This window comes from Pseudomonas sp. MYb185 (assembly GCF_002979975.1).
Classification (GTDB): domain Bacteria; phylum Pseudomonadota; class Gammaproteobacteria; order Pseudomonadales; family Pseudomonadaceae; genus Halopseudomonas.
On record NZ_PCQD01000005.1, the window covers coordinates 90,505 to 116,811 of the forward strand.

Consider the following 26,307-nt stretch of genomic DNA (forward strand, 5'->3'; position numbering starts at 1 on the left):
GACAACACTTAGTCCCACGCTGCTTGGCTCGCAATGACGGTGAGGTGAGGGGAGCCTGCAGTGGCGCTACTTGCCGCGACAGCGAAAGACAGCCTGCAACGACCTATTTATCAGCTCCGGAGAACCCATGAATACCTTTATCGACATGCTGCGCAATATTTCCCCCGAGGTCTATGAGAACCTCAAGCAGGCGATCGAGCTGGGCAAATGGGCCGATGGCCGCAAGCTGACCCAGGAGCAGAAGGAACTGTGCCTGCAGGCGATCATCGCCTGGGAAATGGATAACCTGCCGGAGGAGCAGCGCACCGGCTATATCGGTCAGACCTGCAAGAACCAGGCGAAGGCCCCCACCAACCTTGATGAATCCCTGTTCTCTCCGGCCAAGGGCACCCTGCACTGATGGCGCTGGTCAGCGGCGAGGGCAGTATCCGCAAGATGCTCGGGACTCTGGGCGAACCCGTCCAGTACGCTTTACCCCTTGGAGATCAGCAGGTATCCCTGAATGAACTGCTGGGTCGGTCCATCCGGCTGGAGGCACTGGGGCCTATCCATTGCAGCCATTGCAACCGGCTCACCAAAAAGAGTTACAGCCAGGGATTCTGTTTCCCCTGTATGAAGAAGCTGGCCCAGTGCGATATCTGCATCGTCAGCCCCGAGCGCTGCCACTACGACCAGGGTACCTGCCGCGAGCCGGCCTGGGGCAAGCAGTTCTGCATGACCGACCATATCGTCTACCTGGCCAACTCCTCGGGGCTGAAGGTCGGCATTACCCGGGCCAGCCAGGTGCCGACCCGCTGGATCGACCAGGGTGCCAGCCAGGCGTTGCCGATTCTGCGGGTGGCGACCCGTCAGCAGTCCGGGCTGGTGGAAGACCTGTTGCGCCAGCAGGTGGCGGACAAGACCAACTGGCGGCAGCTGCTGCGCGGTGAGCCGGATCCGATCGACCTGGCGGCCGAACGCGATCGACTGCTGGACGGCGCGCAGGAAGAACTGCAGGCGTTGCAGGCACGCTTCGGTCTGCAGGCGATTCAGCCGTTGCCGGCGGCCGAGGTGCAGGAGATTCGTTATCCGGTACTGGAGTACAGCGCCAAGCCGCAGTCGGCGAATCTGGACAAGGAGCCGGTTCTCGAGGGCACCCTGCTGGGGATCAAGGGTCAATACCTGTTACTGGATACCGCCGTCATCAATATTCGCAAATACACTGCCTACACTATGGCTTTCAGTGTGTCCTGAGGAGTCCAACATGCGTACCGAACAACCCCAGACCATTTACCTCAAGGACTATCAGCAGCCCGACTACCTGATCGATGAGACCCATCTGACCTTCGAGCTGTTCGAGGATCATGCCCTGGTGCACAGTAGGCTGTTCATGCACCGCAACAGTCAGGAGCAGGGCGCGGGGCTGCCGCCGTTGGTACTGCATGGCCAGCAGCTGGAGTTGCGCAGTGTGGCACTGGATGAGCATGCGCTGTCAGCGGCTGACTATCAGCAGGATGAAGACAGCCTGACACTGCAGCCGCAGGCGCCGGAATTCGAGCTGGCGATCACCACCCGCATCGAGCCGCAGAACAATACCGCGCTGGAGGGGCTGTACAAGTCCGGCGGCATGTTCTGCACCCAGTGCGAGGCCGAGGGCTTTCGCAAGATCACCTATTATCTGGACCGCCCGGATGTCATGAGCCGCTTCACCACCACGGTGATGGCCGAGCGCGGGGCTTATCCGGTGCTGCTGTCCAACGGCAACCTGATCGCCAGTGGCGACCATGAAGGCGGACGGCACTGGGCCACCTGGGAAGATCCCTTTCCTAAGCCGGCCTACCTGTTCGCCCTGGTCGCTGGCGACCTGTACCGCATCGATGACAGCTTCACCACCATGAGCGGTCGCGATGTCGAGCTGCGCATCTACGTCGAGCCGGAAAACCGCGAGCAGTGCGCCCATGCGATGGACAGCCTCAAGCGCGCGATGCGCTGGGATGAGCAGGTCTATGGCCGCGAGTACGATCTGGACATCTTCATGATCGTTGCGGTGAACGACTTCAACATGGGGGCGATGGAAAACAAGGGCCTGAACATCTTCAACTCCAGTTGTGTGCTGGCCCACCCCGATACCGCTACCGACATGGCGTTCCAGCGGGTCGAGGCGGTGGTCGCCCATGAGTATTTCCACAACTGGTCGGGCAACCGGGTTACCTGCCGTGACTGGTTCCAGCTATCGCTGAAGGAGGGCCTGACGGTATTCCGCGACGCCGAGTTCAGCGCCGACATGAACTCGCGCACGGTCAAGCGCATCGAGGACGTGACCTTCCTGCGCTCCAATCAGTTCGCCGAGGATGCCGGCCCGATGGCCCACCCGGTACGGCCTGACTCCTTCATCGAAATTTCCAACTTCTATACCCTGACCATCTACGAGAAGGGCGCCGAAGTGGTGCGCATGCTGCACACCCTGCTCGGGCCCGAGGGCTTTCGCAAGGGTACCGATCTGTACTTCGAGCGCCATGACGGTCAGGCGGTGACCTGCGATGATTTCGTTGCCGCGCTGGAAGATGCCAACGGTGTGGACTTCAGCCAGTTCAAGCGCTGGTACAGCCAGGCCGGTACGCCGGTGCTGGAGGTCGACAGCCACTATGATGCGGCCAGCTCGACCTTCCAGCTGCGCTGCCGGCAGAGTTGCCCGGCGACACCCGGCCAGCCGGAAAAGCAGCCCTTCGTGATCCCGTTGCGCATGGCGTTGCTGGATGGCGAGGGTCGGGAAATACCGCTGAAGCTGGCGGGTGAAGGGCAGGGCAGAGGCACGGAAACGGTACTGGCGGTAACCGAGGCCGAGCAGGTGTTCGTCTTCGAGAATGTCAGCGAGCAGCCGCTGCCGTCATTGCTGCGTGGCTTCTCTGCGCCAGTGAAGCTGGTCTACCCCTACAGCCGTGATGACCGGGTGTTCCTGGCCATGCACGACCCGGATGGTTTCAATCGCTGGGAAGCGGCGCAGTCGCTGGCGGTGGACGTGCTGCAGGGCCTGATCCAGATTCACCAGGCGGGCCGACCGCTGCTGCTCGATCAGCGCCTGCTGGAGATGTACCGCAGTGTACTGCTCGATCCTCAGCTGGACCCGGCAATGGTCGCTGAAATCCTGCGGCTGCCGTCCGAGGCCTATCTGATCGAACTGGCCGAGGTCGCCGATGTGGACGCCATTCACCACGTCCGCGAGTGGGCGCGCCTGGAGCTGGCCAAAGCCCTGGTCGAGCCGCTGTGGCTGGTCGTCCAGCGCCTGGGTGCAGAGCCGGGCAGCTACAGTGCCGATGCCGCCGCCATGGCGCGCCGCAGCTTGCGCAACACGGTGCTTGGCTATCTGATGCTGACCGATGCGCCGGCCGCGCTATCGGCCTGCGTGCAGCAGTTCGTCGAGGCTGGCAACATGACCGATCGCCAGGCGGCGCTGGTGGCACTGGTCAATTCGCCCCACGAGCAGCAGAAGCATGCCGCCCTGCAGGAGTTCGCCCAGCGCTGGAGCGACTACCCGCTGGTGATGGACATGTGGTTCAGCATCCAGGCCAGCAGTCCGTTGCCGGGTGGCCTGGAGCGGGTGCAGGGGCTGATGAAGCATCCGGCCTTCAATATCCGCAACCCGAACAAGGTACGGGCACTGATCGGCGCCTTCGCCAACCAGAACCTCGCCAACTTCCACCGTGCTGATGGCGAGGGCTACCGTTTCGTCGCCGAGCGGATCATCGAACTGGACCGCCTGAACCCGCAGATCGCCTCGCGCATGCTCACGCCGCTGACCCGCTGGCGCAAGTTCGATCCGGCTCGTCAGGAACTGATGAGGGCGGAGCTGACGCGCATCCTGGCCTGTGAGGAACTGTCCACCGATGTGTACGAGGTGGTCAGCAAGTCCCTGGCCTGACGTGAACAGAAGGCGTCTTCCCTCCGTTATCCTTCGTTTTCGCGAAGAATGACGGAGGCATACTGCGTTTCGTTTATGATGCATACTTGCGTTTTGTGATAATGGTGCGCCAATTACAAAAGATTACGGATCAGCCATTGGTGGGCAGCAAGATTCCTCCTAATATGAGTCACCCGAATCAATTCGGGATGATCAATAAAAACAACGAGGTTCGTCCATGTGTGATTTTAGAATGGGGCATCTCCGCGTAGTACCGTCCAACAGCAGCCAGCGTCGTGCCATCGACGTTCGTGCCTTCGGTTTTATTTCTCATCCCGCGTTTTTCGGTCGAGCATGCCTTCGGTGATGCGCATTGCATTGCCGGGCATCTTCGAGTCGATCTGTCAGCGGTCGGCAGTCCTTTTCGTGCTTGCCATGGCTGCAGCTCGATAACATAACAATTACAACCCAGGAGAGTCTGGATGGTTCAGAATGATCAGGAAGAAGCTACCTTCATGGAGCGTCTGGTTTTCACCCACCGGTTGACAGTCGTTGTGCTGTTCCTGCTGGTGACGGTGTTCCTTGGTTACCAGGCAACGAAGGTCAGGCCGGATACCAGTTTCGAGAAGATGATCCCCCTCGAACATCCCTATATCGTCAACATGATCGAGCATCAGGACGATCTGGCCAGCCTGGGTAACTCCATTCGTATCGCCGTAGCCATCGAAGATGGCGATATCTTCTCCAGCGAATACATGGAGACGCTCAAGCGTATCAACGATGAGGTGTTCTTCCTGCCGGGTGTGGACCGGGCGGGTCTGCGCTCATTGTGGACGCCCAATGTACGTTGGACCGAAGTGACCGAATACGGCTTCGATGGCGGCCCGGTGGCCAGCCGTCCTTCCTACATGACCGAAGATGATCTCAATGAGCTGCGGGTCAACGTGCTCAAGTCGGGTGAGATCGGTCGTCTGGTGGCGAACAACTTCAAATCCAGCATCATCGAGGTTCCGCTGCAGGAATCCTATCCGAACCCGGAGAACCAGTCCGAGCTGATCCGTCTGGACTACGGCGAATTCTCGACCATGCTGGAAGAGAAGATCCGTAACGAGTTCCAGAACGAGAACCCGAACATCAGTGTTCACATCGTCGGTTTCGCCAAGAAAGTGGGTGACCTGATCGAGGGCCTGATGGCGGTGATGCTGTTCTTCGCCGTGGCGGTAGGCATCACCTTCTGCCTGCTGTACTGGTTCACCTGGTGTATCCGCAGCACCATGGCGGTACTGATCACCACCTTGATCGCAGTAGTCTGGCAGCTGGGCCTGATCCACCTGATCGGCTTCGGGCTGGATCCCTACTCGATGCTGGTACCTTTCCTGATCTTCGCTATCGGTATTTCCCATGGTGTACAGAAGATCAACGGTATCGCCCTGCAATCCAGTGGTGCCGATAACGCCCTGATGGCGGCGCGGCGCACCTTCCGCCAGTTGTTCCTGCCCGGCATGATCGCGATTCTGGCCGATGCGGTGGGCTTCATCGCACTGCTGGTGCTGGATATCGGCGTGATCCACGAGCTGGCCATCGGTGCCTCGGTGGGTGTGGCGGTAATCGTGTTTACCAACCTGATCATGCTGCCGGTAGCGATTTCCTACATGGGCATCAGCAAGCGCGCCATCGAGCGCAGCAAGCGCGATGCGGTACGCGAGCATCCGTTCTGGCGTGCACTGTCCAACGTGGCGCATCCGCGCCTGGCTCCGGTTATGGTTATCCTTGGCCTGGTGGCCGGTGTTGGCAGCTTCCTGTACCAGAAGGCCAACCTGGAGATCGGTGACCTGGATCCGGGTGCACCGGAGCTGCGTGCCGACTCCCGTTACAATCTGGATAACGATTTCATCATCAGCAACTATTCCACCAGCTCCGACATCCTGGTGGTGATGGTCGAAACCCCGCCGGAGATGTGCTCGGCCTTCAATACCATGGAAGCCATCGACCAGTTCGAGTGGCGCATGAACAACGTGCCGGGCGTGCAATCGACGGTATCGCTGGTCACCGTGGGCAAACAGGTGATCATGGGTAACAACGAGGGCAACCTGAAGTGGCAGGCGCTGTCACGCAACCAGGACAACCTGAACAACGCCATCAGCCGCGCGCCGGAAGGCATGTTCAACAGCTCCTGCTCGCTGGCACCTGTGCTGGTCTACCTCAACGATCACAAGGCTGAAACGCTGACCCGTGCTACCGATGAAGTGAAGGCGTTCGCTGCCGAATACGACACCGACACGCTGAAGTTCAAGCTCGCAGCGGGTAACGCCGGTATCGAGGCGGCCACCAACGAGATCATCGCCACGTCCGAGCTGACCATCCTGGTGCTGGTATATCTCTGGGTAGGCGCCATGTGCTGGTTCACCTTCCGCTCCATTCCGGCGACTATCTGTATCGTCATGCCGCTGATCCTGACCTCGATCCTGGGTAATGCGCTGATGGCCTTCCTCGGCATCGGTATGAAGGTCGCGACGCTGCCGGTGATTGCCCTGGGTGTGGGTATCGGTGTGGACTACGGTATCTATATCTACAGTCGCCTGGAGAGTTTCCTGCGCGTGGGCATGCCGTTGCAGGAGGCCTACTACCAGACGCTGCGTTCTACCGGTAAGGCGGTACTGTTCACCGGTCTGTGCCTGGCCATCGGTGTGGCTACCTGGATTTTCTCCGCGATCAAGTTCCAGGCGGATATGGGTCTGATGCTGACCTTCATGTTCATCGTGAACATGTTCGGGGCCATGCTGCTGTTGCCGGCGCTGGCACGCTTCCTGCTCAATCCTGAGAAAATCCGTAACAAGAAGCAGACTTTCATGCAGCATTGATACCGAGGGAAATCGTTCTGGCGTCGACCTCCTAGGTGCGCCAGAACCCCGGTGAATGATTAACCAGAGAGCCCGCCCGCTTGGTGCACTGTGTCAGACCTCGATGGGGTACAGGACACGCCAGCCGGCAGGGCTACCTATAAGAACAAAGGGGACGGATTATGCACGAGCCACATTTCTGGCGCGTTTCATCCTTGAAGCAGGCTGTCGCAGCGCTGCCGGGTAAGGGAATGGGAATATCATTGTCACGCAGGATCGTCATGACCCTGGGCCTGTCAGCCGCGCTGCTGGGTGCTGTACCGATGAGCATGGCGCAACCGGTCAACACCGACAATCTCAAGCCAGCGGTCCTGTCGCTGAAGGCCAGCAAGACATTGCTGCTGGATGTGGAACAGGCTGGCAAGCGGCTGGTTGCGGTCGGCTCCCGCGGCCATATCGTCTACTCGGATGATCTGGGTGAGAGCTGGATCCAGGCGCCAGCGCCGACCCGTCAACTGCTGACAGCGGTGGACTTCGTCGATGACCGCCACGGTTGGGCGGTGGGCCACGATTCGCTGATCTTGCATACTGCCGATGCCGGCGAGACCTGGACAGTGCAGTATCGCGATCCGGAGATCGACGCAGCGGATGAGGATGATGAAGGCTTCGGCTTCCTGGAAAAGCCGCTGATGGATGTCTGGTTCCGTGATGCGCAGACCGGTTTCGCTGTCGGCGCCTACGGGTTGCTGCTGCGTACCGATGACGGTGGCCAGAGCTGGGAAGACGTATCCTTCGATATCGATAACCCGGACGAATTCCATTACAACGCGCTGACCGAAATCAAGGACAGCGGCCTGTTCCTGGTCGGTGAGATGGGCACCATGTATCGCTCGGCTGATTACGGCGAAACCTGGGAAACCCTCGAAGAGATGCCCTATGACGGTTCCTGGTTCGGCGTGGCCAGCACTGGCGAGCCGGGCGGTGTGCTGGCCTGGGGGCTGCGTGGCAACGTGTTCCGCTCCAGCGACTTTGGTGACAGCTGGGAGCAGGTCGAACTGCTGATGCCGAACAATGGTTCGCTGAGCTCGACGCTGTCGGGTGGTCAGTTGTCGGTCGATGGTCGCCTGCTTGTGGTCGGTGTCGGTGGCGTGGTTGCCATCAGCGATGACCACGGTCGCAGCTTCGATGTGAATATCCGCTCCGACCGCGTGGCTCTGGCCACCGCCACCAGCTTGCCGGATGGCAGGGTTCTGCTGGTTGGGCAGCGTGGTGTGATCAAGGCGGACGAGGCTGGCATGTCGGCCCCGGGTAGCTCGGCGCTGACCCTGCCGGAAACCGCAGAAACCGCGGAAACGCTGGAGTAAGCCTGGCGGACGGGCTTGCCAGAGCCCGCCACCTATTCCGACATCACCCCCAATCGCTTGCGGTTGGGGGTGATGTCGTTTCTGGGCACTCACACATCCGGATACAGGCTTTCCGGTTTGCTCACCTGTTCCTGCTCGGCCTCTCGCCGCCGACTCTGGATCACCATGCGCACCGCGCGCCATAGGGGTTTGCCGCGCCAGTTATGGTGGGCGCGACCGAACAGGCAGGCGTTGAGGTCATCAAGAGCCTCTTCCAGCTCCAGATAGTTGTGAGCCAGGCCGATAAGTCCTTCGCTGTCCTGCTGCCTGGCCCAGAGCTCCAGGGCCTTGCGGGCCTCCGCTGGCTGGTTGGTGCGACAGGCTGCCTGCAGGTCCGCCAGCGGATTGCCCTGGGCAGTGTCGTCGAAGTGCTCCTCGACTTCGGGCAACTGATATTCGCCCAGCGCCAGGCGGGTCCGGCGCAGCCAGTACAGACAGTACAACAGCGCCAGGCTCAGCAGGGCGCAGGCCAACTGCCAGGGCCAGAGCAATACGGGGTCGCTGGCAGGGAAGTTGAGCGGTCCGCCGGGGCCAGTGAACTCGCTGCTGCGACTGACATTCAGCATGACGGCATCGAGTGTCGCGGTTTCCAGGCGGTCCTCCCGGGTATTCCACCAGTGCACCACCACCGGCGGCAGGGTATAGGAGCCTTCCTGCAGGGCGACCAGGGCGGCACTGTCATGCCGCACGCCATGCATGCCCTCATCGCTGGCCCGGCTCTGCAGCTGGGGCTGGTCGGCATACTGACGCAGCTCATGATCGACGTCACCGGGCAGGCTCTGCAGCGCAGGTAGCTGGCTGGCATTGAGCCCGTCGGCAGTGAGGATGAGGGTGCGGGTCAGCGGCTCGCCGCTGAGCAGGTCGATACCGGGGTCGGGTTGCCAGGTCTGGCTCAGGTTCAGCGAGGCTGCCGGTATCCAGGGCGCCCCGGAGGGATAGCTGTCCGGCACCGGACGAACCTGCAGGGTGATGCTCGGTGAGCGCACCTGGATCAACCTGCCACTGCGTGCTGAGCGGTTGTTGCCATTCCCGGGTTGCAATGCGGTGGCGCTGAACAACTGCGAGGGGATCTCCAGCTCGCCGCTCTGCTGGGCAAAGATGGCATAGCGCACTTCGATTACACCGTGGCGTACGCCGTTGAGCAGGCGCTCGAAGTGCCGTGCCGGGCCCAGGCTTTCGACCCGGGCATTGGGAATGTCCAGGCCGCTGAGGATGGAGTCGTCGAACAAGGATACCGAGTGATAGATGCGCAGCGTCAGCAGCACCTGCGCCTGGACATAGGGCTGCTCGATATCGACTTCGCTGTCGATGAAGATCGGCGCCAACTGGGCACCGCTGTCAGCGGCGGCCTGGGCGGCGGACAGCACATGCAGGCTGATTGGCTGGCTTTGCAGGCTGCCCAGGCTGACCGGGGGGATGACGATGAAACCGGTCCGCAATGGCATCAGGGTGACCACCCAGCGAGTGACCGGGGTGGTCTTGCCGTCGATCTGGCTCACCAGGCTCAGCTGCCGGGTGCGCTGCAGCTCGAAATGCTCCTCCAGGGGGCTGAGGTCCAGCTCGCTGAGCCGACCGGCAGCCGGCGTCTCCAGGGTCAGCTCCAGGGCTTCACCCTCGACCAGCCGGGTGCGGTCGACGCTGGCTTCCAGTGCGGCCTGGGCCAGTTGGCTGGCCAGTGCCAGCAGGCACACGGCGAGGAGTCGGATCATGGGGTTGTTTCCTGTCGCTGCAGATACTGGTGGAGGAATTTGCGTCGCAGCAGTTCCGCCGGATCGTCGGGAATGTCCCGCAACCATTGTCCCAGCGCCTGCTGTTGTTCCAGGCTGGTGCGTTGCGAAGTGCGATCGGTAGCGCCTGCGCCGTTGCGATCGTCCGTGTCGGGCTGCGTTTGCGGATTGGCGCCGTCATTGCCGCCAGACAGACCCTGGTTGACGCCGCCGGATGGGTCGGCGCCAGCTGGGCTGCCAGCGTCACCGGGGTGCTGTTCCTGTTCCGGAGTGGCCGGTGTGGCTGCGCCAGCGGCGTCCTGGGAGGCCGTGCCGTTAGCCGGGCCCTCGGTATCGGCACTGGCAGCGTCGGCGGCATCGACATTGCCATCGGTCGGCTGCTGGGCCTGCTGCTGGCGCAGTTCCTCCAGCAGTGCCTCGATGGCGTCCCGGTTGTGCCGGGCGGCACGGTGCTCCGGCGCGCGGGTCAGCGTGTGCTCATAAGCCTCCAGAGCTGCCTGGTATTCCCCGGCCATGGCCTGGGCGGTGCCCTGGTTGAAATGATGCTGGGGGTTGTCGGGCTCAAGCCGGGCCAACTCTGCCCAGGCCTCGGCGGCCTGCTGGTACTGACCAGCCTGGTACAGGGCCCAGGCCCGCCAGTCTGGATCGACGAAACGCTCGGCGGCATCGTCGGGACGTTGCTGCTGCAGCAATTGCATGGCCTGCTGATCCGGCCGCTGCCACAGGTCCTTCCAGCTGAAAGCCTGCGCTGCCGGGGAGGGTAGCAGGGCCGCGCACAGCAGCAGGCCGAGCCAGCCACGCCGGGCGCCCAGGGCCGCAAAGGGTAACAGCAGCAGCACCAGCCAATGGCCCTGGTCGAGCAGCAGCCGCTGGGTGTCAGACTCGGCGCTGGCGATGTTGCGCAGGGGCTGCAGCAGATAGTCCAGGTCCCGACTACCGACGCTGATGCCGTGGTAACGTGCGCCGTGCTGGCGTGCCAGCGCAGCCAACTGCTGGCCATTGAGCCGTGGCAGCAGGATGCGGCCCTGGTCATCGCGCATGAAGCCGCCTTCGGCCAGCGGCACCGGGGCACCGGAGGTGGTACCGACACCAAGTATCGCCAACTGGCTGCCGAGCGCCTGGGCATGTTCGACCAGGGCGGCGCGCCCGTCGCTGTCGAGCCCGCTGGTGACCAGCAGTATCTGACTGCTGCTGCGCGGCCGCTGCTCGATCATCTGCCGGGCCAGTGCCAGGGCCTGTCCCACATCCTGGCCCTCGGCCGGCATGATGTCCGGCTCCAGCGCAGCCAGCAGGCTGGTCAGGGTGCCATGGTCGCTGCTCAGCGGGGCGACCCGGTGCGCGCTGCCGGCGAAGGCGACCAGGGCCATCTCGCTGTCGCCATGCTCCTGGATCACATTGCGGATCTTGTACCTGGCCCGTTGCAGCCGGTTCGGCGGCAGGTCGTTGGACAGCATGTTGCGAGACACATCCAGCACTATCACCAGTGCGCCGTCCTGCAGCCGGCGTGACTCGCCACTGGCTTCCAGTACCGGACCGGCCAGGGCGAGTAGCGCGAGGACCCAGGTCACGCCGAGGGCGATGAAGCGCAGCCGGTGATGACCACCGGCGTGCTGCTGCAGCAACCAGTCATGCAGGTGGGCTGGCAGCAGTTGTTCCCAGCCGGAGCGTCGCCAGCCGCGCCGGTACAGCAGCACCAGCAGTACGCCGGCCGGGAGCAGGCCGAGCAGCCATAGCGGCCGGGCGAAGGACAGACCGAACAGCTCAGGCATGCCGGGGGCTCCGCAATACCATGCCGGCCGATAGTGCCAGGCTCAGCAGCAGCGCCAGCCCCAGCGGCCAGGGATACAGTACGATGGCCCGGCGGTTCGGGAGACCGGCGCGCAGTGCGGGTTCCAATTGGTCCAGGCGCTGATAGATGTTCTCCATGTCGGTCTCGTTGCGTGCACGAAAGTATTCGCCGCCGGTCAGTTGGGCGATTTCCCTGAGACTGTCCTCGTCCAGTTCGATGGAGGGGTCGAACTGCAGACCCCAGAAGCTGGCGCTGCTGTCCTGTGTGCCGGTATCGGCACCGACACCGATGGGGAAAATGCGTATCTGATGCTCGGCGGCCAGTTGCGCGGCACGCAGCGGGCTGACATTGCCGGTGGTATTGGCGCCATCGGTGATGAGCACCAGCACCCGGCTTGCCGCGGGTTCCTCGACCAGCCGCTTGATAGCCAGGCCGATGGCATCGCCGATGGCAGTTTCGCGACCGGCCAGGCCGATGAAGCTTTCATCCAGCCATTGGGCGATAGCGCTGCGGTCATGGGTCAACGGCGCCTGCACATAGGCCTGACTACCGAACAGGATCAGCCCCAGGCGATCACCGCGGCGGCGCTCGATGAACTCGCCGAGCAGATGCTTGACCAGGGTCAGGCGGTTGACTTCCTCGCCATCGAGTTGCATATCGCGAAACTCCATGCTGCCGGACAGGTCCAGCGCCAGCATCATGTCCCGGCCACTGGTCGCTGTTGGCAGCGCTTCGCCCAGCCAATGCGGCCGGGCGGCGGCGCACACCAGCAGTACCCAGATCAGCAGGTAGGGCCACTTGCGTCCCGGCGCGCTGTGTCCCGGCGCCAGCTCCCGTATGGCCTGCAGCCGTGTCATGAAGCTGACCTGCAGCGCTGTCGAACGGGTTTCGGCGGCCGGCAGCCATCTGCGGTACAGCCAGGGCAATGGCAGCAACAGGAAGCATAGCGGCCAATGGAACTCAAACATCGTCATACCGTATCCAGCGGCGCAACTCCCTGAGCAGCGCCTCTCGCTGCGCGGCGCTGAGTTGGACCTGGGGCCTATACAGGTCGGCAGCCAGGGGTTGCAGGGCACTGCGTTGCACCTGCGGGTTGCGGCTGCACAGGTAGTCCAGCCAGGCTTCGCCATACAGACGGGTGGCGGCCTCGTCGCCACGCTGTTTGAGTAGTTGCTTGAGCCGGGTATTGACGGCCGCCAGCCATTGGGTATCGGGCAACTGCGTCGGAATATCGGCCAGCACCTGCCAACTGAGCCGGTGGCGCCGCCGCTTGTGCCGGCGGGCCTGGCGCAGCAGCCACGGCAACAGCAGTGCCAGCAGCAACAGGCTGCCGCCGAGCAGCCACCAGCCGGGTGCCGGCGGCCACCAGAGGATCGGGGCTGGCTCCAGCGGTGGGATCAACTGAGCCTGCAGATCGGCGTCCATCAGGAGCGTCTCCGTGCATGCTCGCTGAGCAGCGGGCGCAACTGATCGACTGCATTGCGGCTGGTATCCATCGGTTGCAGGCCGCAGCGCAGGCGGTTGGCCAGCCGCTGCCAGCTCTGCTGGCGGGCCAGGAACTGGCCGGCCCAGGCCTCGCGCAGGGCACTGGCAGTGGTATTCAGGGTCAGGCGCTGCTGCCCCTGGACGAACTCCAGCGCCGGGCTGCTCGGCAGACTGGCCTCCAGCGGATCGAAGATCGGCAGCAATACCAGGTCGTTGTGCGCACCCAGCGCCACCAGCAGCGGTTGGCTCAGCCCGTCGATGGCGGCATGGTCGCACAGCAGATAGAGAATACTGCCGGGGCGGATCACCTCGCGGCTGCGCCGCAGCGCCAGATCCAGTGGTTCGCCGCCGCTTTCATCGGTGGGTGCGCCCAGGGCGTGGTTGCCCTCGAGCAAGCGTCCCAACAGTTGCAGGATCGCCCGGCGACTGCGGCGCGGGCGGATCTCGTGGCATTCCCGGGAGCCGAAAACCATGCCGCCGACCCGGTCGTTGTGCGCCAGTGCCATCCAGGCGATCAGGGCGGCGGCCTCGGCCGCCAGTACCGACTTGAAGCACAGCTGGGTACCGAAGAACAGTCGCTCGCTCTGTTCGCAGATGATGAAGACCGGGCGCTCGCGCTCCTCATTGAAGACCTTGGTGTGCGCCTTGCGGGTACGTGCGGTGACCCGCCAGTCGATATTGCGGATGTCATCGCCGGGCTGATACAGGCGTACCTGATCGAAATCGATACCGCGCCCACGCAAGCGTGACAGCTGGCGGCCTGTCTGCTGTCCGACATGCACCGAGCGGCCGGACAGCGGCAGCGCCTGGCTGTGCCGGCGCATTTCCAGCAGCGACTCCAGGGTGGCGTAGACCGCGGCGTTGTTCATGGTCAGACCACGGCGACGGATTCAACCAGCAGGGTGATCGCCCGGTCGGCATCGATCCCTGCCGCTTCGGCCTCGAAACTGAGAATCAGCCGGTGGCGCAGCACATCATGCACTATCGCCTGCACGTCCTCGGGGCTGACGAAGTCACGACCGGCCAGCCAGGCGTGGGCACGGGCGCAGCGATCCAAGGCGATGGTGCCGCGTGGGCTGGCGCCCATCTCGATCCATTCGGCCAGTTGCGGGTTGTACAGCTCCGGGCGGCGGGTCGCCATGATCAGCTGGATCAGGTATTCCTCCACCGCGTCGGCCATGAACAGCGAGAGCACTTCCTGACGGGCGGCGAGAATCGACGCCTGACTGATGCGCTCGGCAATGCGTGCTTCGAAGCCCTTGGCCTCACCCCGGGCCAGATGCAGGATCTGGCGCTCCAGGGCGGCATCGGGAAAGCCGATGCGCACATGCATGAGGAAACGGTCCAGCTGGGCTTCGGGCAGGGGGTAGGTGCCTTCCTGTTCGATCGGGTTCTGCGTGGCCATGACCATGAACAGCTCGGGTAGCGGCCAGGTTTCGCGGCCGATGCTCACCTGGCGCTCGGCCATGGCTTCGAGCAGCGCCGACTGCACCTTGGCCGGTGCCCGGTTGATCTCGTCGGCCAATACCAGGTGGTGGAAGATCGGCCCTTTCTGGAAACTGAAGGAGGCGGTTTCCGGACGGTAGATCTCGGTGCCGGTGATATCCGCAGGCAGCAGGTCGGGGGTGAACTGGATACGATGGAAGTCCGCATCGATGGCCTCGGACAGGGTCTTGATTGCCTTGGTCTTGGCCAGCCCCGGCGCGCCTTCCACTAGCAGGTGGCCACCGGCGAGCAGACAGATCAGCGTACGGTCGATCAGCTGTTCCTGGCCGAAGATCTGCTGGGCCATGAAGCTCTTGAGTTGCATCAGTGACGCGCGATGGGGCATGGTGCCTCTTCCCTGGTATCTTCCTGCGATAGGAGACTACTTTACCGAAAAGCGCTCAGTCTGGACTAATCTGAAATCAAATCAGAGACAAATTTTCCTGTAGTTCACTCAGTCTGGGAGTGTGTTCATGGCTTTTATCGTCGCCAGCAGCAAGCAGGAGTTTCTGCAGGTCATCCAGCAACGCCTGCAGGAACTGGTCGAGCCGCGGGAGCAGGAGGCCATCGCGGTATTTGCCCGGGATTTCTTCAGTATCACCACCCTGCAGGAGCTGCTGTCCCGCCACGACACCGACCTGCTGGGTAGCGTGCTGTCGGGCTGGCGCATGCTGCAGCAGTTCGCAGGGCACGGCAGCAAGGTGCATGTGTTCAACCCGGATGTGCAGGGCCATGGCTGGCAATCCTCGCATACGGTAGTGCAACTGCTGCACGCCGATGCGCCGTTTCTGGTCGACTCGGTGCGCATCGAGTTGCAGCGCCAGGGCTATGCCATCCATATCCTGCAGAACAGCGTATTCAAGGTCGCCCGCAATGCCGATGGCCAGTTGCAGCGGATCGAGCCGGCTGCCGCTGACGGTCCCGGGCTGCATGGCGAGTCGGTGATGCATATCGAGATCGACCGCTGCCAGTTGCCGGCGGCGCTGAACGAATTGCAGACCGGTTTGCAGCAGGCGTTGAACTATGTCGAGGGAGTGGTCAACGACTTTGCCCCGATGCAGCGCCAGGTGCAGGAACTGATCGGCAGGCTGGCGGGCGCGGATTTCGACTGGTTCGATGTATCCCAGCGCGAGGAGGCGACGGCCTTTCTCGATTGGCTGCTGGATGACAACTTCACCTTTCTCGGGTACGAACGCTTCGCCATCGACCAGGGGCTGCCGGAGGGACGCCTGGGCATGCAGCCGCAGCACAGCCTTGGCGCCGCTGCGCTGGAGCCGCCGGATGAGGATATAGAAGGGCTGCCGCAGGAGGTGCTGGAGTATCTGCGCTGCCCGGTGCTGCTGTCGTTCGCCAAGTCGTCGCGCACCAGCCGTGTGCATCGGCCGGCCTATCCCGACTATGTGTCGATCCGCGAAGTCAATGCTGCCGGGGAGGTGGTGCTGGAGCACCGTTTCTGCGGGCTGTATACCTCCAGGGTATACAGCGCCGATGTCTACAACATTCCCTGGCTGCGGCACAAGGTCGAGGCGGTACGCCAGGACTCGGGATTCGAGCCGCACAGCCATCTGGGCAAGGAGCTGGACCAGGTGCTGCAGGAGCTGCCCCGGGATGACCTGTTCCAGATATCGTCACAGCAACTGAGCGAAACGGCCCTGAGCATAGTGCAGATCCAGGAGCGCAACCTGATCCGCCTGTTCCTGCGTCGTGGCAACTATGGGCGCTTCTATTATTGCCTGGCCTACGTGCCACGGGAGATCTACTCGACCGCCATTCGCCGGCAGATACAACAGGTACTGATGGACAGACTCGAGGCCAGCGACAGCGAGTTCTGGACCTTCTTCTCCGAATCACAGCTGGCCCGCGTGCAGTTCATCCTGCGCGTGGACCCCCGGCGCAACCTGGAAATCGACCACGTGAAACTGGAAAGGGATGTGATACAGGCCTGCCGCAGCTGGCATGACGACTTCAGCGCACAGCTGCAGGACACCCTGGGCGAGGCCACTGCCACCGAGGTGCTGGTGCAGTTCGGCGATGGCTTCCCGGTGGGCTACAGCGACCGCTACAACCCGGCTACCGGGGTGGCGGACCTGCAGCACCTGTTGCAGCTGGATGAAGGCAACCCGCTGGCGATGAGCTTCTACCAACCGCTCAACGCTAAACCGGATGAGCTGCACTGCAAGCTGTATCACTTTGGCGGGTCACTGCCGCTGTCCGATGTCATGCCGATCCTGGATAACCTCGGTCTGCGTGTACTCGGCGAGTTCCCGTTCCAGATCTGCCGCCAGGATGGGCAGAGCTACTGGGTGCATGATTTCGTGTTCACCAATGCGCTGGCCCCGGAGATGGACATCGGCGATGTCAACGAACTGTTTGGCGAGGCGTTCACCGCCATCTGGAACGGCCAGGCGGAAAACGACAGTTTCAACCGGCTGATCCTGCTGGCTGGCATTCATTGGCGCGAGGCTGCACTGATGCGCGCGCTGGCTCGCTATATCAAGCAGATCCGCATGGGCTTCGAGTTGCCCTATCTCGCCGCAACCCTGGCCACTCATGCGCCGATCGCCCGGGAGCTCGTCAGGCTGTTCAAGACGCGCTTCTTCCTGGCCCGCAAGGCGTCGGCCGGGGAGCTGGAGGAAAAGCTGGAGCAGGCTATCGTCGGCGCGCTGGAGCAGGTCGCGGTGCTCAACGAGGACCGCATCCTGAGGCGCTATCTGGAGCTGATCAAGGCCTGCGTGCGGACCAACTTCTATCAGCATGACGCACAGGGGCAAGCCAAGGACTACATCAGTCTGAAGTTCGATCCGGCCGGCATACCGGAACTGCCGCTGCCGAGGCCCATGTACGAAATATTCGTCTATTCGCCGCGGGTCGAGGGCGTGCACCTGCGCGGTGGCAAGGTGGCGCGAGGCGGGCTGCGCTGGTCCGATCGCGAGGAGGACTACCGCACCGAAGTGCTCGGCCTGGTCAAGGCCCAGCAGGTCAAGAATGCGGTGATCGTACCGGTCGGCGCCAAGGGCGGCTTCGTGCCGCGGCGACTACCGCAGGGGGCCGGACGCGACGCGATACAGCAGGAGGCGATTGCCTGCTACCGGGTCTTCATTCAGGGGCTGCTGGATATCACCGACAACCTGATCGAAGGCCAGGTGGTTCCGCCCGAGCAGGTCATCCGCCATGATGGCGACGATTTTTATCTGGTGGTGGCGGCGGACAAGGGCACTGCCAGCTTCTCCGATATCGCCAACGGCATCGCCGCCGATTACGGTTTCTGGCTGGGCGACGCCTTCGCCTCCGGCGGCTCGGTCGGCTACGATCACAAGGCCATGGGGATCACCGCCCGGGGCGCATGGATCTCGGTGCAGCGGCACTTCCACGAACTGGGCATCAACGTCCAGGAAGATCCGGTCAGCGCTATCGGTATCGGTGACATGAGCGGCGATGTGTTCGGCAACGGCCTGCTGCGCTCGCGTTCAGTGCGGCTGCTGGCGGCCTTCAACCACCAGGATATCTTTATCGATCCGGACCCGGATGCCTCGCGCAGCTTCGAGGAGCGACAGCGCCTGTATGACCTGCCGCGCTCCAGTTGGGCCGATTACAACCCGGAGCTGATTTCCGCGGGTGGCGGCGTGTTCTCCCGCAGTCTCAAACAGATCACGCTGACGCCGCAGATACGTGAGGTATTCGATATCGTCGAGCAGCAGCTGACCCCGGCGGAACTGATCCACCGCCTGCTCAAGGCCCCGGTGGATCTGCTGTGGAATGGTGGCATCGGCACCTATATCAAGGCCTCGACCGAGAGCCATGCCGATGTCGGTGACAAGACCAACGATGCGCTGCGGGTGGATGGCAGGGACTTGCGCTGCAAGGTGATAGGCGAGGGCGGCAACCTCGGCATGACCCAGCTGGGGCGGATCGAATACTGCCTGAATGGCGGCGCCGCCAACACCGACTTCATCGACAATGCCGGTGGTGTGAACTGCTCTGACCATGAGGTCAATATCAAGATCCTGCTCAACGAAGTGGTTGCAGCGGGGGACATGACCGTCAAGCAGCGCAACGCCCTGCTGGCCGAGATGACCGAGGCGGTAGCGGCGCTGGTGCTGGCCAGCAACTACAAGCAGAGTCAGGCCATCAGCCTGGCCCAGGGCCAGGCGGCACGGGCGATGGTCGAATACCAGCGCTTTATCAGCGGCATGGAAGCCAGCGGCAAGCTCAGCCGTAGCCTGGAGTTCCTGCCCGATGACGAGCAACTGGCCGACCGCGCCGGCAAGGGGTTGGGGCTGACCCGGCCGGAGCTGTCGGTGCTGATCTCCTATTCCAAGGCCGACCTCAAGGAGCAACTGGTGGACTCGGCGGTGCCGGAGGATCCCTGGCTGGCACGGGAAATGGCCACCGCCTTCCCGCCCAGACTGGTGCGTGAGCAGACCGCCGCGCTGGCCCACCACCGGCTGCGGCGGGAAATCATCGCCACGCAACTGGCCAACAACCTGGTCAACCACATGGGCATCACCTTCCTGCGCCGGCTGGAACAATCGACCGGTGCCAGCCCCGGGCAGATCGTCGCCGCCTATGTGGTGGCGCGGGATGTGTTCAAGCTGATGGAACAATTCCACAGCATCGAGCAACTGGACCATCAGCTGTCGGCGGCGATCCAGCTGGAACTGATGGACGAACTGATGCGCCTGGCGCGCCGCGCCACCCGCTGGTTTATCCGCCGTCGCGGCAAGGAACTGCAGCCGGCAGCGGAGGTGGAGCATTTCGCACCACAGATCCAGGCGCTGGGAGAGCGCTTCGATGGCATGCTCGAAGGCTCCGTGCATGAGCTATGGCAAACCCGCTTCGACCATTATACTGCCGCCGGCGTACCGGCCCCGATTGCCCGCCTGGTCGCCGGGACCGTGCATTTCTATACCATGCTGGGGATGATCACCGCGGCCGATACCACCGGCCAGCCGGTCGAACGGGTAGCACAGGTGTTCTTCACCCTGGGCAGCGAACTGCAACTGACCTGGTTCGGCTCTCAGATCAATGCCTTGCCGGTCGGCTCGCACTGGCAGGCCCTGGCACGTGAAGCCTACCGGGATGAACTGGAGAACCAACTGGGCAGCATTACCGTAACGGCCTTGCAGATGAGCGAGCCCGAGACCCCGGTGGCAGAACTGGTAAGCACCTGGCTGGAACGCAACCACGCACCGGTGCAGCGCTGGCAGGAACTGCTGAACGAACTGCGCAGCGCCGGGCAGAGCGACTACCCGATGACGGCCGTCGCCATGCGTGAACTGACCGACCTGGCAAACGATGCCCGCCAGACCATACATGGAGAAACATGCAGGAACTGATCATCGACGTCGCAGTGCCCGCCGAACGCTACCTGGCCTGGTACCAAGGCCAGGCTAAGCGGGTCCTGATGCGCAGCCGCGACGGCCGCAGCATCAGCCTGCCGGCACACCACCTGCGGCCTTTCCTGACGCATGAGGGGGTGTATGGGAGTTTTGTGATGCGGTTTACCAGCGACGGGAAGATGGTGTCGCTGGAGCGGTTGGGGTGAGAGGCAGGGCCAGTTGCCAAACGCCAGTCCCCGCTCCCGATTTGGGAATGTCGAGTTCCATCTCGACACCTGCTCCCCGGCCACCCCACTGTTCGAGATGGAACTCGACAGGATCGCCATCGACCTTCCACACATCCGCGTAACCCGGGAGGTTCGAGCACCAGCTCGTACCAAACATTGTCCCCTCAACCGTCATTCTCGGCGAAGGCCGAGAATCCACCGGCCACACAGTAACCGCCGGAGTGGAAACCCAACCGACGACCATTCCTGAGCCTTTCCATATTGATATGGCCCCGTGCCTGCATTATGGTGAACCCAATGCGAAGGAATGCGAGCCCGCCTGCCAGACACGCTACACAGCCCGAATTCCTCCCAGAATGATTGGCATACCTGCCGGCGATATTGCCGGTTGGGTAGGGCGGTAGCGTGTTTCTGCCTGGCATGAGGAATAGGCCGCGAAGCGTGTGGGTTGGGCGAAGGGGCGAGTGATTGTGAGGTGGTTTTGCGGGGGTAGTAATGAATTCGGGAAAAGATGAAGTCAAGCTAATACGGAATGGAGCCTGTCTTTGCTTCTAATTGTTTGATTTTATTATGACTTTGTTTGTTAGGGCTTTCCGGGAAACCGGAGTTATATCGAAGCGTCTGTTATGTATTAGTGCCGCGTGCGGTCTAATCACTGTTAGAGATCACAAGATGTCCCAGGCCAAAATTTCATTTGAGCACGGAATAAAAGATGCAGAGGAGCTTTTGGCTCACTTCGACGCAATTAATTCCAATCCCCCACCTCCTAATGCGGAGGTCTTAAAACGTGCAGGGTTAGTAATGGCGCTTACTGCATGGGAAACCTACGTAGAAGATCGTGTAACCGAGGCAATGAACAAGAGACTTGCTGCTGTTGCAGGAAGCTATGTCGGCGAGTTCATTCAAAAGAAATTGCAGCAAGAACTTAAGCAATTCCACAATCCCACATCAGATAAAACAAAACGCTTATTCCTTGATTATCTCGGCGCCGACGTTACTCAAGGGTGGAACTGGGCAAATAACGACCCAGAAAAAGCCAAAAAATCACTAAACGAGTGGATATCCAAAAGAGGTGATGCTGTACATCGCTCAAAGCCAATAAACAATGGCTCACCTGCGGCCCACCTCATAAAGCGCGATGAACTCGAAAAAGTCATTCGTTTCATCAAAGAGCTGGTGAAAGCCACCGACTCATACTTAGAATGCAATCTCTAACAACTGGTTAAAACCGTTCGCTTCGCTCACTGGGACGGGCTAAAGCCCGCCCCTTAACCAAACGTTAGAGGGGCATGATGAACTACGCACCTTACCGACTTTCCGAGGGGCTTGTTCTGGAAGAATCTGGGAGCTTGTTGCCTTGGTTTAGAAGCTTGGAGCAGCTCGCGGAAAAAGGTGGTAAACCTCTCCCCGAGAAAGGCAAACGCACTCAGCTATTTTGGGAGGCCGACGCCGTATTTGGCGGCATGAACGTATCCGTTCAAGCAATGGAAAGAGGCTTGGGCATTTTCTTCCTCGATCTAAAAAACGGGGAGAAGTTCGAGTCGGAAAAACTTGAATACGAAGCTGTATTGCAGATATTGAAAGCGAAGTTTGGAGAGCCAGCAGAAGCAGGTAGCGATGACTATGGCTATCCTTGGGTGCGTTGGCGGTGGGGCGGGGTCTGCTTGAACCTAGCGCTAGCAGAGCGCTTTATGGATTATGTCGCCTTGTCAGTTTCTAACGGAGTCGTCTCGTAATGCCCTCTAACCATCGCAGGCACGGCGACGGCTTTTCCGTTGCGGCTTCGCCTCCACTACAAAGCCGCGCGTGCTGCGGGCGTTATAAGTCATTGAGAGTTTGTGCATGGGGTTGATTGAAGCAATTATAGTTGGCCTTCAGTTCAAGCGGCTAGAAAGGCCGTTGGTGTTCGTTACTATGCTTTTTGCGCTAGTGTGCTTCGTCGCGCTCGGTATAGTAATTGTTCTTGCGGGTATTGAGCTTCTATCATCAGGCAAGGGTTTGATTCCGGCCCTGGGAGCAATTTTATTGTCGTCCGTATTTTTCGGGCTGTCCGCCGTGTGCGGCCATTTTGTCAAAAAGAGCGTGCAGTAAATGCCTTATAACCATACGCAGCACTACGCCGCCGCAAGCGGCGGCGGGACGCTCGTAAACTCGCGCCCGTGTGCTTAGGCGTTATATGCCAAAAGGTCGAACCTATGGGAAGCCTTAAAGAATCCTATTTAGAGTCAGACGAAGGCCGTCAGGAAAACTTGGCTGACGCTCTCGGCATATCTTGGGATGAGCTTTCGCAACTGGATTATACGGTAACGGAAAATATTTCAAATGAAGGGTTGCTATACGGTTACCTCATAACATTTAGCAGAAACTGCAGCGCAGAAATTCTGTCTAGAATAGCTGGCATTAGCAAGTCTAGAACAATAAGTCTCTCTCCATGGATATTCGAAAGAAGCTATGAAGATCAGTACGCACTCGGTGCGATTGCGCAGAATATAGATCATCGTGCAAGTTTTTCAAATGAAATGGAATCGTCGGCTCGTCTCCAAAGTCTACAAATTGATGATCATGCGACAAGGCAGTTATTACTTCGCCAGACATTTATCTCGATTATTGGCGCGCTTGAAACTTTTCTTTCTGATACTTTTATTTCTAAAACACTTTCATCTGAGCACTACCTTCAACAGTTTGTCAGAAACCATCCGGAGTTCAAACAGCAAAAGATAAGTATCAGTGAGATTTACGATGTGTCAGTAAAAATTAAGGAGCGAGCCAAGACCGTCATGGTCAACACCATTTATCATAAACTACCTACTGTTAGAGAAATGTATGCAGGGACATTCTCAATGGATTTTCCAGATATTTCGAATCTCCAGAAGTATATTCTTGTTCGCCACGATTTGGTTCACCGGAACGGGAAAACCACTGAAGGACGCCTGGTAAATGTCAACGATAAGCTTATTGATGAGCTAAGGAATAACGCGGTAACTTTTGTTGAAGAATTAACGAATAAGTTAGAGAGAGATTTTGACGATGACTTGCCTTTCTAGCTGCTTTACATATAACAATCCGCAGCAATCGCTCCCGTTGGTCGCTGGGACAGCCAAAACGCTGCGCTTATTTGGCCGCCCTTGTGCGGGGCGTTAGACCTAAGCCATGAAAACATCGACATTGTGCAAAGCCCTTTTAAAAGATGTATGCGACGACAATTTATCGTTTTACAGAAGCATGCTTGCCACACAAGATTTGGCCACAGTAAAAGACGATAAGTGGCGGACAATCATTGGTTTAGCCCGGGAACTAGAACCGCACCAACAGGAAATATTTCTATCTTTTGCCCGTTTAGCAGCAGTTGATGCTATCTCAACTCTCTGCGGTGTAATTGACGGCTCAACACAGGTCGGGGGCCAGTTTGTCGCATTCTCGCTCACAGATGAGTCAGGTACAGAGCATTCTGGCTCAATGCAAGATAATTTCCTTTCTGTTGCATACCCATGAACGGTCTAACAAGTGACTGTGGTGTCAACGCCTCAAATTAAGCTGCTATCTCACGCCACGGCTCCTGGTTTTTGACCATGGTATTGAGCATCACGATCATCTTTCGCATGCAGGCAATGAGGGCGACTTTAGGCAGCTTTCCCTGGGCTTTCAGGCGCTCATAGAACTGCTTGAATACCGGGTTGCATTGGATACCTGACATCATGGCCATGAACATCACAGTTCGCACTCTATGACGACCGCCACGGATTCGACGCTTGCCCGTCAACTTGCCGCTATCTCGGTTTATGGGGGCTACACCAACCAGGGCGGCGATCTCTCGCCGGTTAAGGTCACCTAACTCAGGAAGCTCGCTCAGTAAGGTGAACGCCATTACTTTGCCAACGCCGGGCACGCTGGTCAGGATGTCCGTTTTACTCTGCCAGTGATCGACCTTGGCAACTTCCTGCTCGATCTGCCGAGTGATGTTTTTGATCTGGGTTTGCAGGGTTTTGAGCAGACTGTTGATAGAGCTGTGAAGCGATTTTGGCAGGATCTGCAGGCGGTTCTTCTCCATCGTCGACATGTCCATGAGCTGGCTGCGTCTGGCCAATAGGTCTCTGATTTTCTGAGAGGCTTTATCCGGGATGGGCTTGAATTCCGGCTTCAACGTAGCAGCATATTTGGCAATGACCTGCGCGTCGATGCGATCAGTTTTGGCTAACACACCGATGGCCTGGGCATAGCGCCGCACACTGATCGGATTGACCACAATGATGGGTAGACCGGCCTGACTGCAGGCTTGAACCATCGCATGTTCGTGGCGGCCTGTTGCCTCCACTACGATCCGTTCAATGGTGTAGCCCTTGAGTATCTTCACAAGCTCTCGGATATGAGTGGTGCTGTTCGGAATGGTAAAAAACTGTCCGGACGGATGAAGGGCGATATCGAGGTTGGCTTTGCCGACGTCGACACCGATGTTGATCAGAGTTTGGTTTTCTGGAGTGTTCATAATAAGCTGACTCTGCCTTGCTATACGGGCTCGAGGCCCCGATAACTGTTCGAGTTATCGCTTGAGAGTCATGTAGCGCTACACACTTGTTATCGGTCTCTCGAAGGAGGAGCCGAGGTTCAATCGAGCTGCTGCATGAAGCCCCCCGATGGCCGCCGGGGGGTGGGCCTCAATTTACCCAAACACGGCAGAAATTATCCATACAACTGGTTCAAATCGCTCACTGCGCTCGCTGGGACGGGCTAAAGCCCGCCCCTTAACCAAATGTTATACATGCAGCAGAGGTTAAAGTGACGAATGTTATCCATTGAAGAATTTGAACGTATTGGTGCTGCATTTAATGCAACAAACCAACCAGTGATTCTGGACTATATTGCGGTGGTGGCGCTCAGCTGGATGGGGGCTTTCCTCGCGGCATACCTCGTGCAAAAGGCCAAGAACAGAGCAAACTCTGAAGACTTTGATAGGCTGAAATCTGAACTCAAAGAAAATACAAGATTAGTAAAAGAAATTGAGTCGAATTTCTCGGAAAATTTTTGGATAAGGCAGCAGGTTTGGCTCAAGAAGCAGGAGTCATATGAAGTCATTCTCGGGTTGCTGCATGATATTGAAAAATACGTTTATCATCAGGTGACAGATTTTGAGGAATGGCAGTATATAAATAATCGGCACCCCTATTTTGGCTTTTACGCTCACGAAGATGTAGGTAACAAGAAAGCGTGGGAGCGTGACAAGCAAGAGTATGAAGAGAAGAAAAGTAACCCCGAAACTGTTGCAGAATCGGAAGCACTTAAAACTCGATATGACAGAGCTTTGTCAGAGATATTTGATCATATAGATCTGAAAGCGATTTACCTCGATGACCGTGTAGAGGCTGAGATGGAAAAGCTAAAACAGTCGCTTAGCAGAACTGATGCAGAGGAGGATTGGGAAGATCATTTCGATAGGATATCCCTAGACACGATGAGAACCATTGATGAAGTACGCAAAATTTCGCGCGCTGAACTGAAGTTGGATGCATAACAATCGCAGGCACAGCGACGGCTTTTTCATTGCGGCTGCGCCTCCATTACAAAGCCGCGCGTGCTGCGGGCGTTAGGCATGCAGGGAGTCACTTCCATTGAAATCACCTTGGCTTCAATATGAATCAAGATTGGCGAACTGGATGAAGCAGTTTGCGAATGAAAACCTCAAATTCACTAATGGCTTTCAAGCGATTCCGGGATTTCCATCTGATGGCTTTCGTGCCGATGGCCTTCTCACAAATGGCAAGGTCGTTCTGGCACTAGAGGTTGAGGTCAAGCAAACTCACCCTGATACTAATGTCGGCAAATACTGGCTGTTAAATCAATATCAGCCCTATGAAAAAATCGTCCTTTTTCACGTATATACTCCAGAATACAAATCATACCCTTGGCGGTTTCAGCTTGGCGAGTTCTATGCATTAAAAATGTCTCAAGAGTTACCTTTTGAGTATCACTTGCTCGATCAACGCGGGGCTGAAAATACAGACAGCTCATTTGAACTCGTTACAGGTATTTTAGAACAAAGAATTACCAGTGAATTTGGGGCTGTGCCAAATGCCTAACAAACCGCTCAAATTCGTTCCGGCCACAAAAAGCGTGGCTTTCACCGGACTCGCTAACGCTGGC

At 59.5% G+C, this 26,307-nt stretch carries 20 protein-coding genes; 13 read left to right on the forward strand and 7 right to left on the reverse strand.

Annotation, left to right across the window (positions count from 1 at the left end):
- Positions 1-127 precede the first annotated feature (127 nt).
- The 5 genes from CQ007_RS09285 to CQ007_RS09305 all read left to right on the forward strand — a co-directional run bounded on the left by CQ007_RS09285 (position 128) and on the right by CQ007_RS09305 (position 8,081).
- A complete protein-coding gene (locus CQ007_RS09285; protein ID WP_105645441.1) occupies positions 128-400 on the forward strand; it encodes a YeaC family protein in 273 nt (90 codons plus the stop codon).
- Positions 400-1,233 (forward strand): DUF2797 domain-containing protein, encoded by an 834-nt coding sequence (locus CQ007_RS09290; protein ID WP_105645443.1) that lies wholly within the window; start codon positions 400-402, stop codon positions 1,231-1,233. Before CQ007_RS09285 ends, CQ007_RS09290 begins: the two co-directional genes overlap by 1 nt.
- Before the next feature lie 10 nt (positions 1,234-1,243).
- On the forward strand, positions 1,244-3,898 hold the full coding sequence (pepN, locus tag CQ007_RS09295; protein ID WP_105645445.1) for an aminopeptidase N: 2,655 nt from the start codon (positions 1,244-1,246) through the stop codon (positions 3,896-3,898).
- Between the two features lie 461 nt (positions 3,899-4,359).
- The gene (locus tag CQ007_RS09300) at positions 4,360-6,738 is read left to right on the forward strand and encodes an RND family transporter (RefSeq protein ID WP_105645447.1); all 2,379 of its coding nucleotides are present in this window, start codon (positions 4,360-4,362) and stop codon (positions 6,736-6,738) included.
- Positions 6,739-6,899: 161 nt separating this feature from the next.
- On the forward strand, positions 6,900-8,081 hold the full coding sequence (locus tag CQ007_RS09305; protein ID WP_371919816.1) for a WD40/YVTN/BNR-like repeat-containing protein: 1,182 nt from the start codon (positions 6,900-6,902) through the stop codon (positions 8,079-8,081).
- Positions 8,082-8,170: 89 nt separating this feature from the next.
- On the opposite strand, the gene CQ007_RS09310 is transcribed toward CQ007_RS09305, so the two are convergent.
- From CQ007_RS09310 to CQ007_RS09335, 6 genes are read right to left on the reverse strand one after another with little or no spacing between them, the layout of a single operon-like run.
- Complete coding sequence (locus CQ007_RS09310; RefSeq protein ID WP_158256747.1) at positions 8,171-9,829, reverse strand: BatD family protein; 1,659 nt, start codon at positions 9,827-9,829, stop codon at positions 8,171-8,173.
- Positions 9,826-11,616: a VWA domain-containing protein gene (locus CQ007_RS09315; protein WP_105645454.1), complete on the reverse strand. Its 1,791-nt coding sequence runs from the start codon at positions 11,614-11,616 to the stop codon at positions 9,826-9,828. The genes CQ007_RS09310 and CQ007_RS09315 overlap by 4 nt, the downstream gene beginning before the upstream one ends.
- Positions 11,609-12,610, reverse strand: a complete 1,002-nt coding sequence (locus tag CQ007_RS09320) for a VWA domain-containing protein (protein ID WP_256582255.1) — start codon at positions 12,608-12,610, stop codon at positions 11,609-11,611. Before CQ007_RS09320 ends, CQ007_RS09315 begins: the two co-directional genes overlap by 8 nt.
- Positions 12,597-13,061, reverse strand: coding sequence for a DUF4381 family protein (locus tag CQ007_RS09325; protein ID WP_105645458.1), 465 nt, complete (start codon positions 13,059-13,061; stop codon positions 12,597-12,599). The genes CQ007_RS09320 and CQ007_RS09325 overlap by 14 nt, the downstream gene beginning before the upstream one ends.
- A complete protein-coding gene (locus CQ007_RS09330; RefSeq protein ID WP_105645460.1) occupies positions 13,061-13,990 on the reverse strand; it encodes a DUF58 domain-containing protein in 930 nt (309 codons plus the stop codon). The genes CQ007_RS09325 and CQ007_RS09330 overlap by 1 nt, the downstream gene beginning before the upstream one ends.
- 2 nt (positions 13,991-13,992) lie before the next feature.
- Positions 13,993-14,952: a MoxR family ATPase gene (locus CQ007_RS09335; RefSeq protein WP_105645462.1), complete on the reverse strand. Its 960-nt coding sequence runs from the start codon at positions 14,950-14,952 to the stop codon at positions 13,993-13,995.
- 127 nt (positions 14,953-15,079) lie between these two features.
- Between CQ007_RS09335 and CQ007_RS09340 the strand changes: the two genes are divergently transcribed.
- From CQ007_RS09340 to CQ007_RS18795, 6 genes are all read left to right on the forward strand, one after another.
- Positions 15,080-19,942 carry an NAD-glutamate dehydrogenase gene (locus tag CQ007_RS09340; RefSeq protein ID WP_105645464.1) on the forward strand — a complete coding sequence of 1,621 codons (4,863 nt, stop codon included), beginning with the start codon at positions 15,080-15,082 and terminating at the stop codon, positions 19,940-19,942.
- On the forward strand, positions 19,930-20,151 hold the full coding sequence (locus CQ007_RS09345) for a DUF2835 domain-containing protein (protein WP_105645466.1): 222 nt from the start codon (positions 19,930-19,932) through the stop codon (positions 20,149-20,151). The genes CQ007_RS09340 and CQ007_RS09345 overlap by 13 nt, the downstream gene beginning before the upstream one ends.
- A 693-nt stretch (positions 20,152-20,844) precedes the next feature.
- Positions 20,845-21,387, forward strand: a complete 543-nt coding sequence (locus CQ007_RS09350; RefSeq protein WP_105645817.1) for a HEPN domain-containing protein — start codon at positions 20,845-20,847, stop codon at positions 21,385-21,387.
- A 74-nt stretch (positions 21,388-21,461) separates the two neighbouring features.
- Positions 21,462-21,908 carry a hypothetical protein gene (locus CQ007_RS09355; protein ID WP_146114559.1) on the forward strand — a complete coding sequence of 149 codons (447 nt, stop codon included), beginning with the start codon at positions 21,462-21,464 and terminating at the stop codon, positions 21,906-21,908.
- A gap of 459 nt (positions 21,909-22,367) precedes the next feature.
- A complete protein-coding gene (locus tag CQ007_RS18790; RefSeq protein ID WP_146114560.1) occupies positions 22,368-23,216 on the forward strand; it encodes a hypothetical protein in 849 nt (282 codons plus the stop codon).
- Between the two features lie 106 nt (positions 23,217-23,322).
- Complete coding sequence (locus tag CQ007_RS18795; protein WP_146114561.1) at positions 23,323-23,664, forward strand: hypothetical protein; 342 nt, start codon at positions 23,323-23,325, stop codon at positions 23,662-23,664.
- Between the two features lie 37 nt (positions 23,665-23,701).
- Here the strand turns inward: CQ007_RS18795 and CQ007_RS09370 are convergent, their stop codons facing one another.
- Positions 23,702-24,655 carry an IS110 family transposase gene (locus CQ007_RS09370; RefSeq protein WP_105645474.1) on the reverse strand — a complete coding sequence of 318 codons (954 nt, stop codon included), beginning with the start codon at positions 24,653-24,655 and terminating at the stop codon, positions 23,702-23,704.
- A 297-nt stretch (positions 24,656-24,952) separates the two neighbouring features.
- Between CQ007_RS09370 and CQ007_RS09375 the strand changes: the two genes are divergently transcribed.
- Positions 24,953-25,678, forward strand: coding sequence for a hypothetical protein (locus tag CQ007_RS09375; protein WP_105645476.1), 726 nt, complete (start codon positions 24,953-24,955; stop codon positions 25,676-25,678).
- Positions 25,679-25,820: 142 nt separating this feature from the next.
- A complete protein-coding gene (locus tag CQ007_RS09380) occupies positions 25,821-26,243 on the forward strand; it encodes a hypothetical protein (RefSeq protein ID WP_105645478.1) in 423 nt (140 codons plus the stop codon).
- The last annotated feature ends 64 nt before the right edge of the window (positions 26,244-26,307 follow it).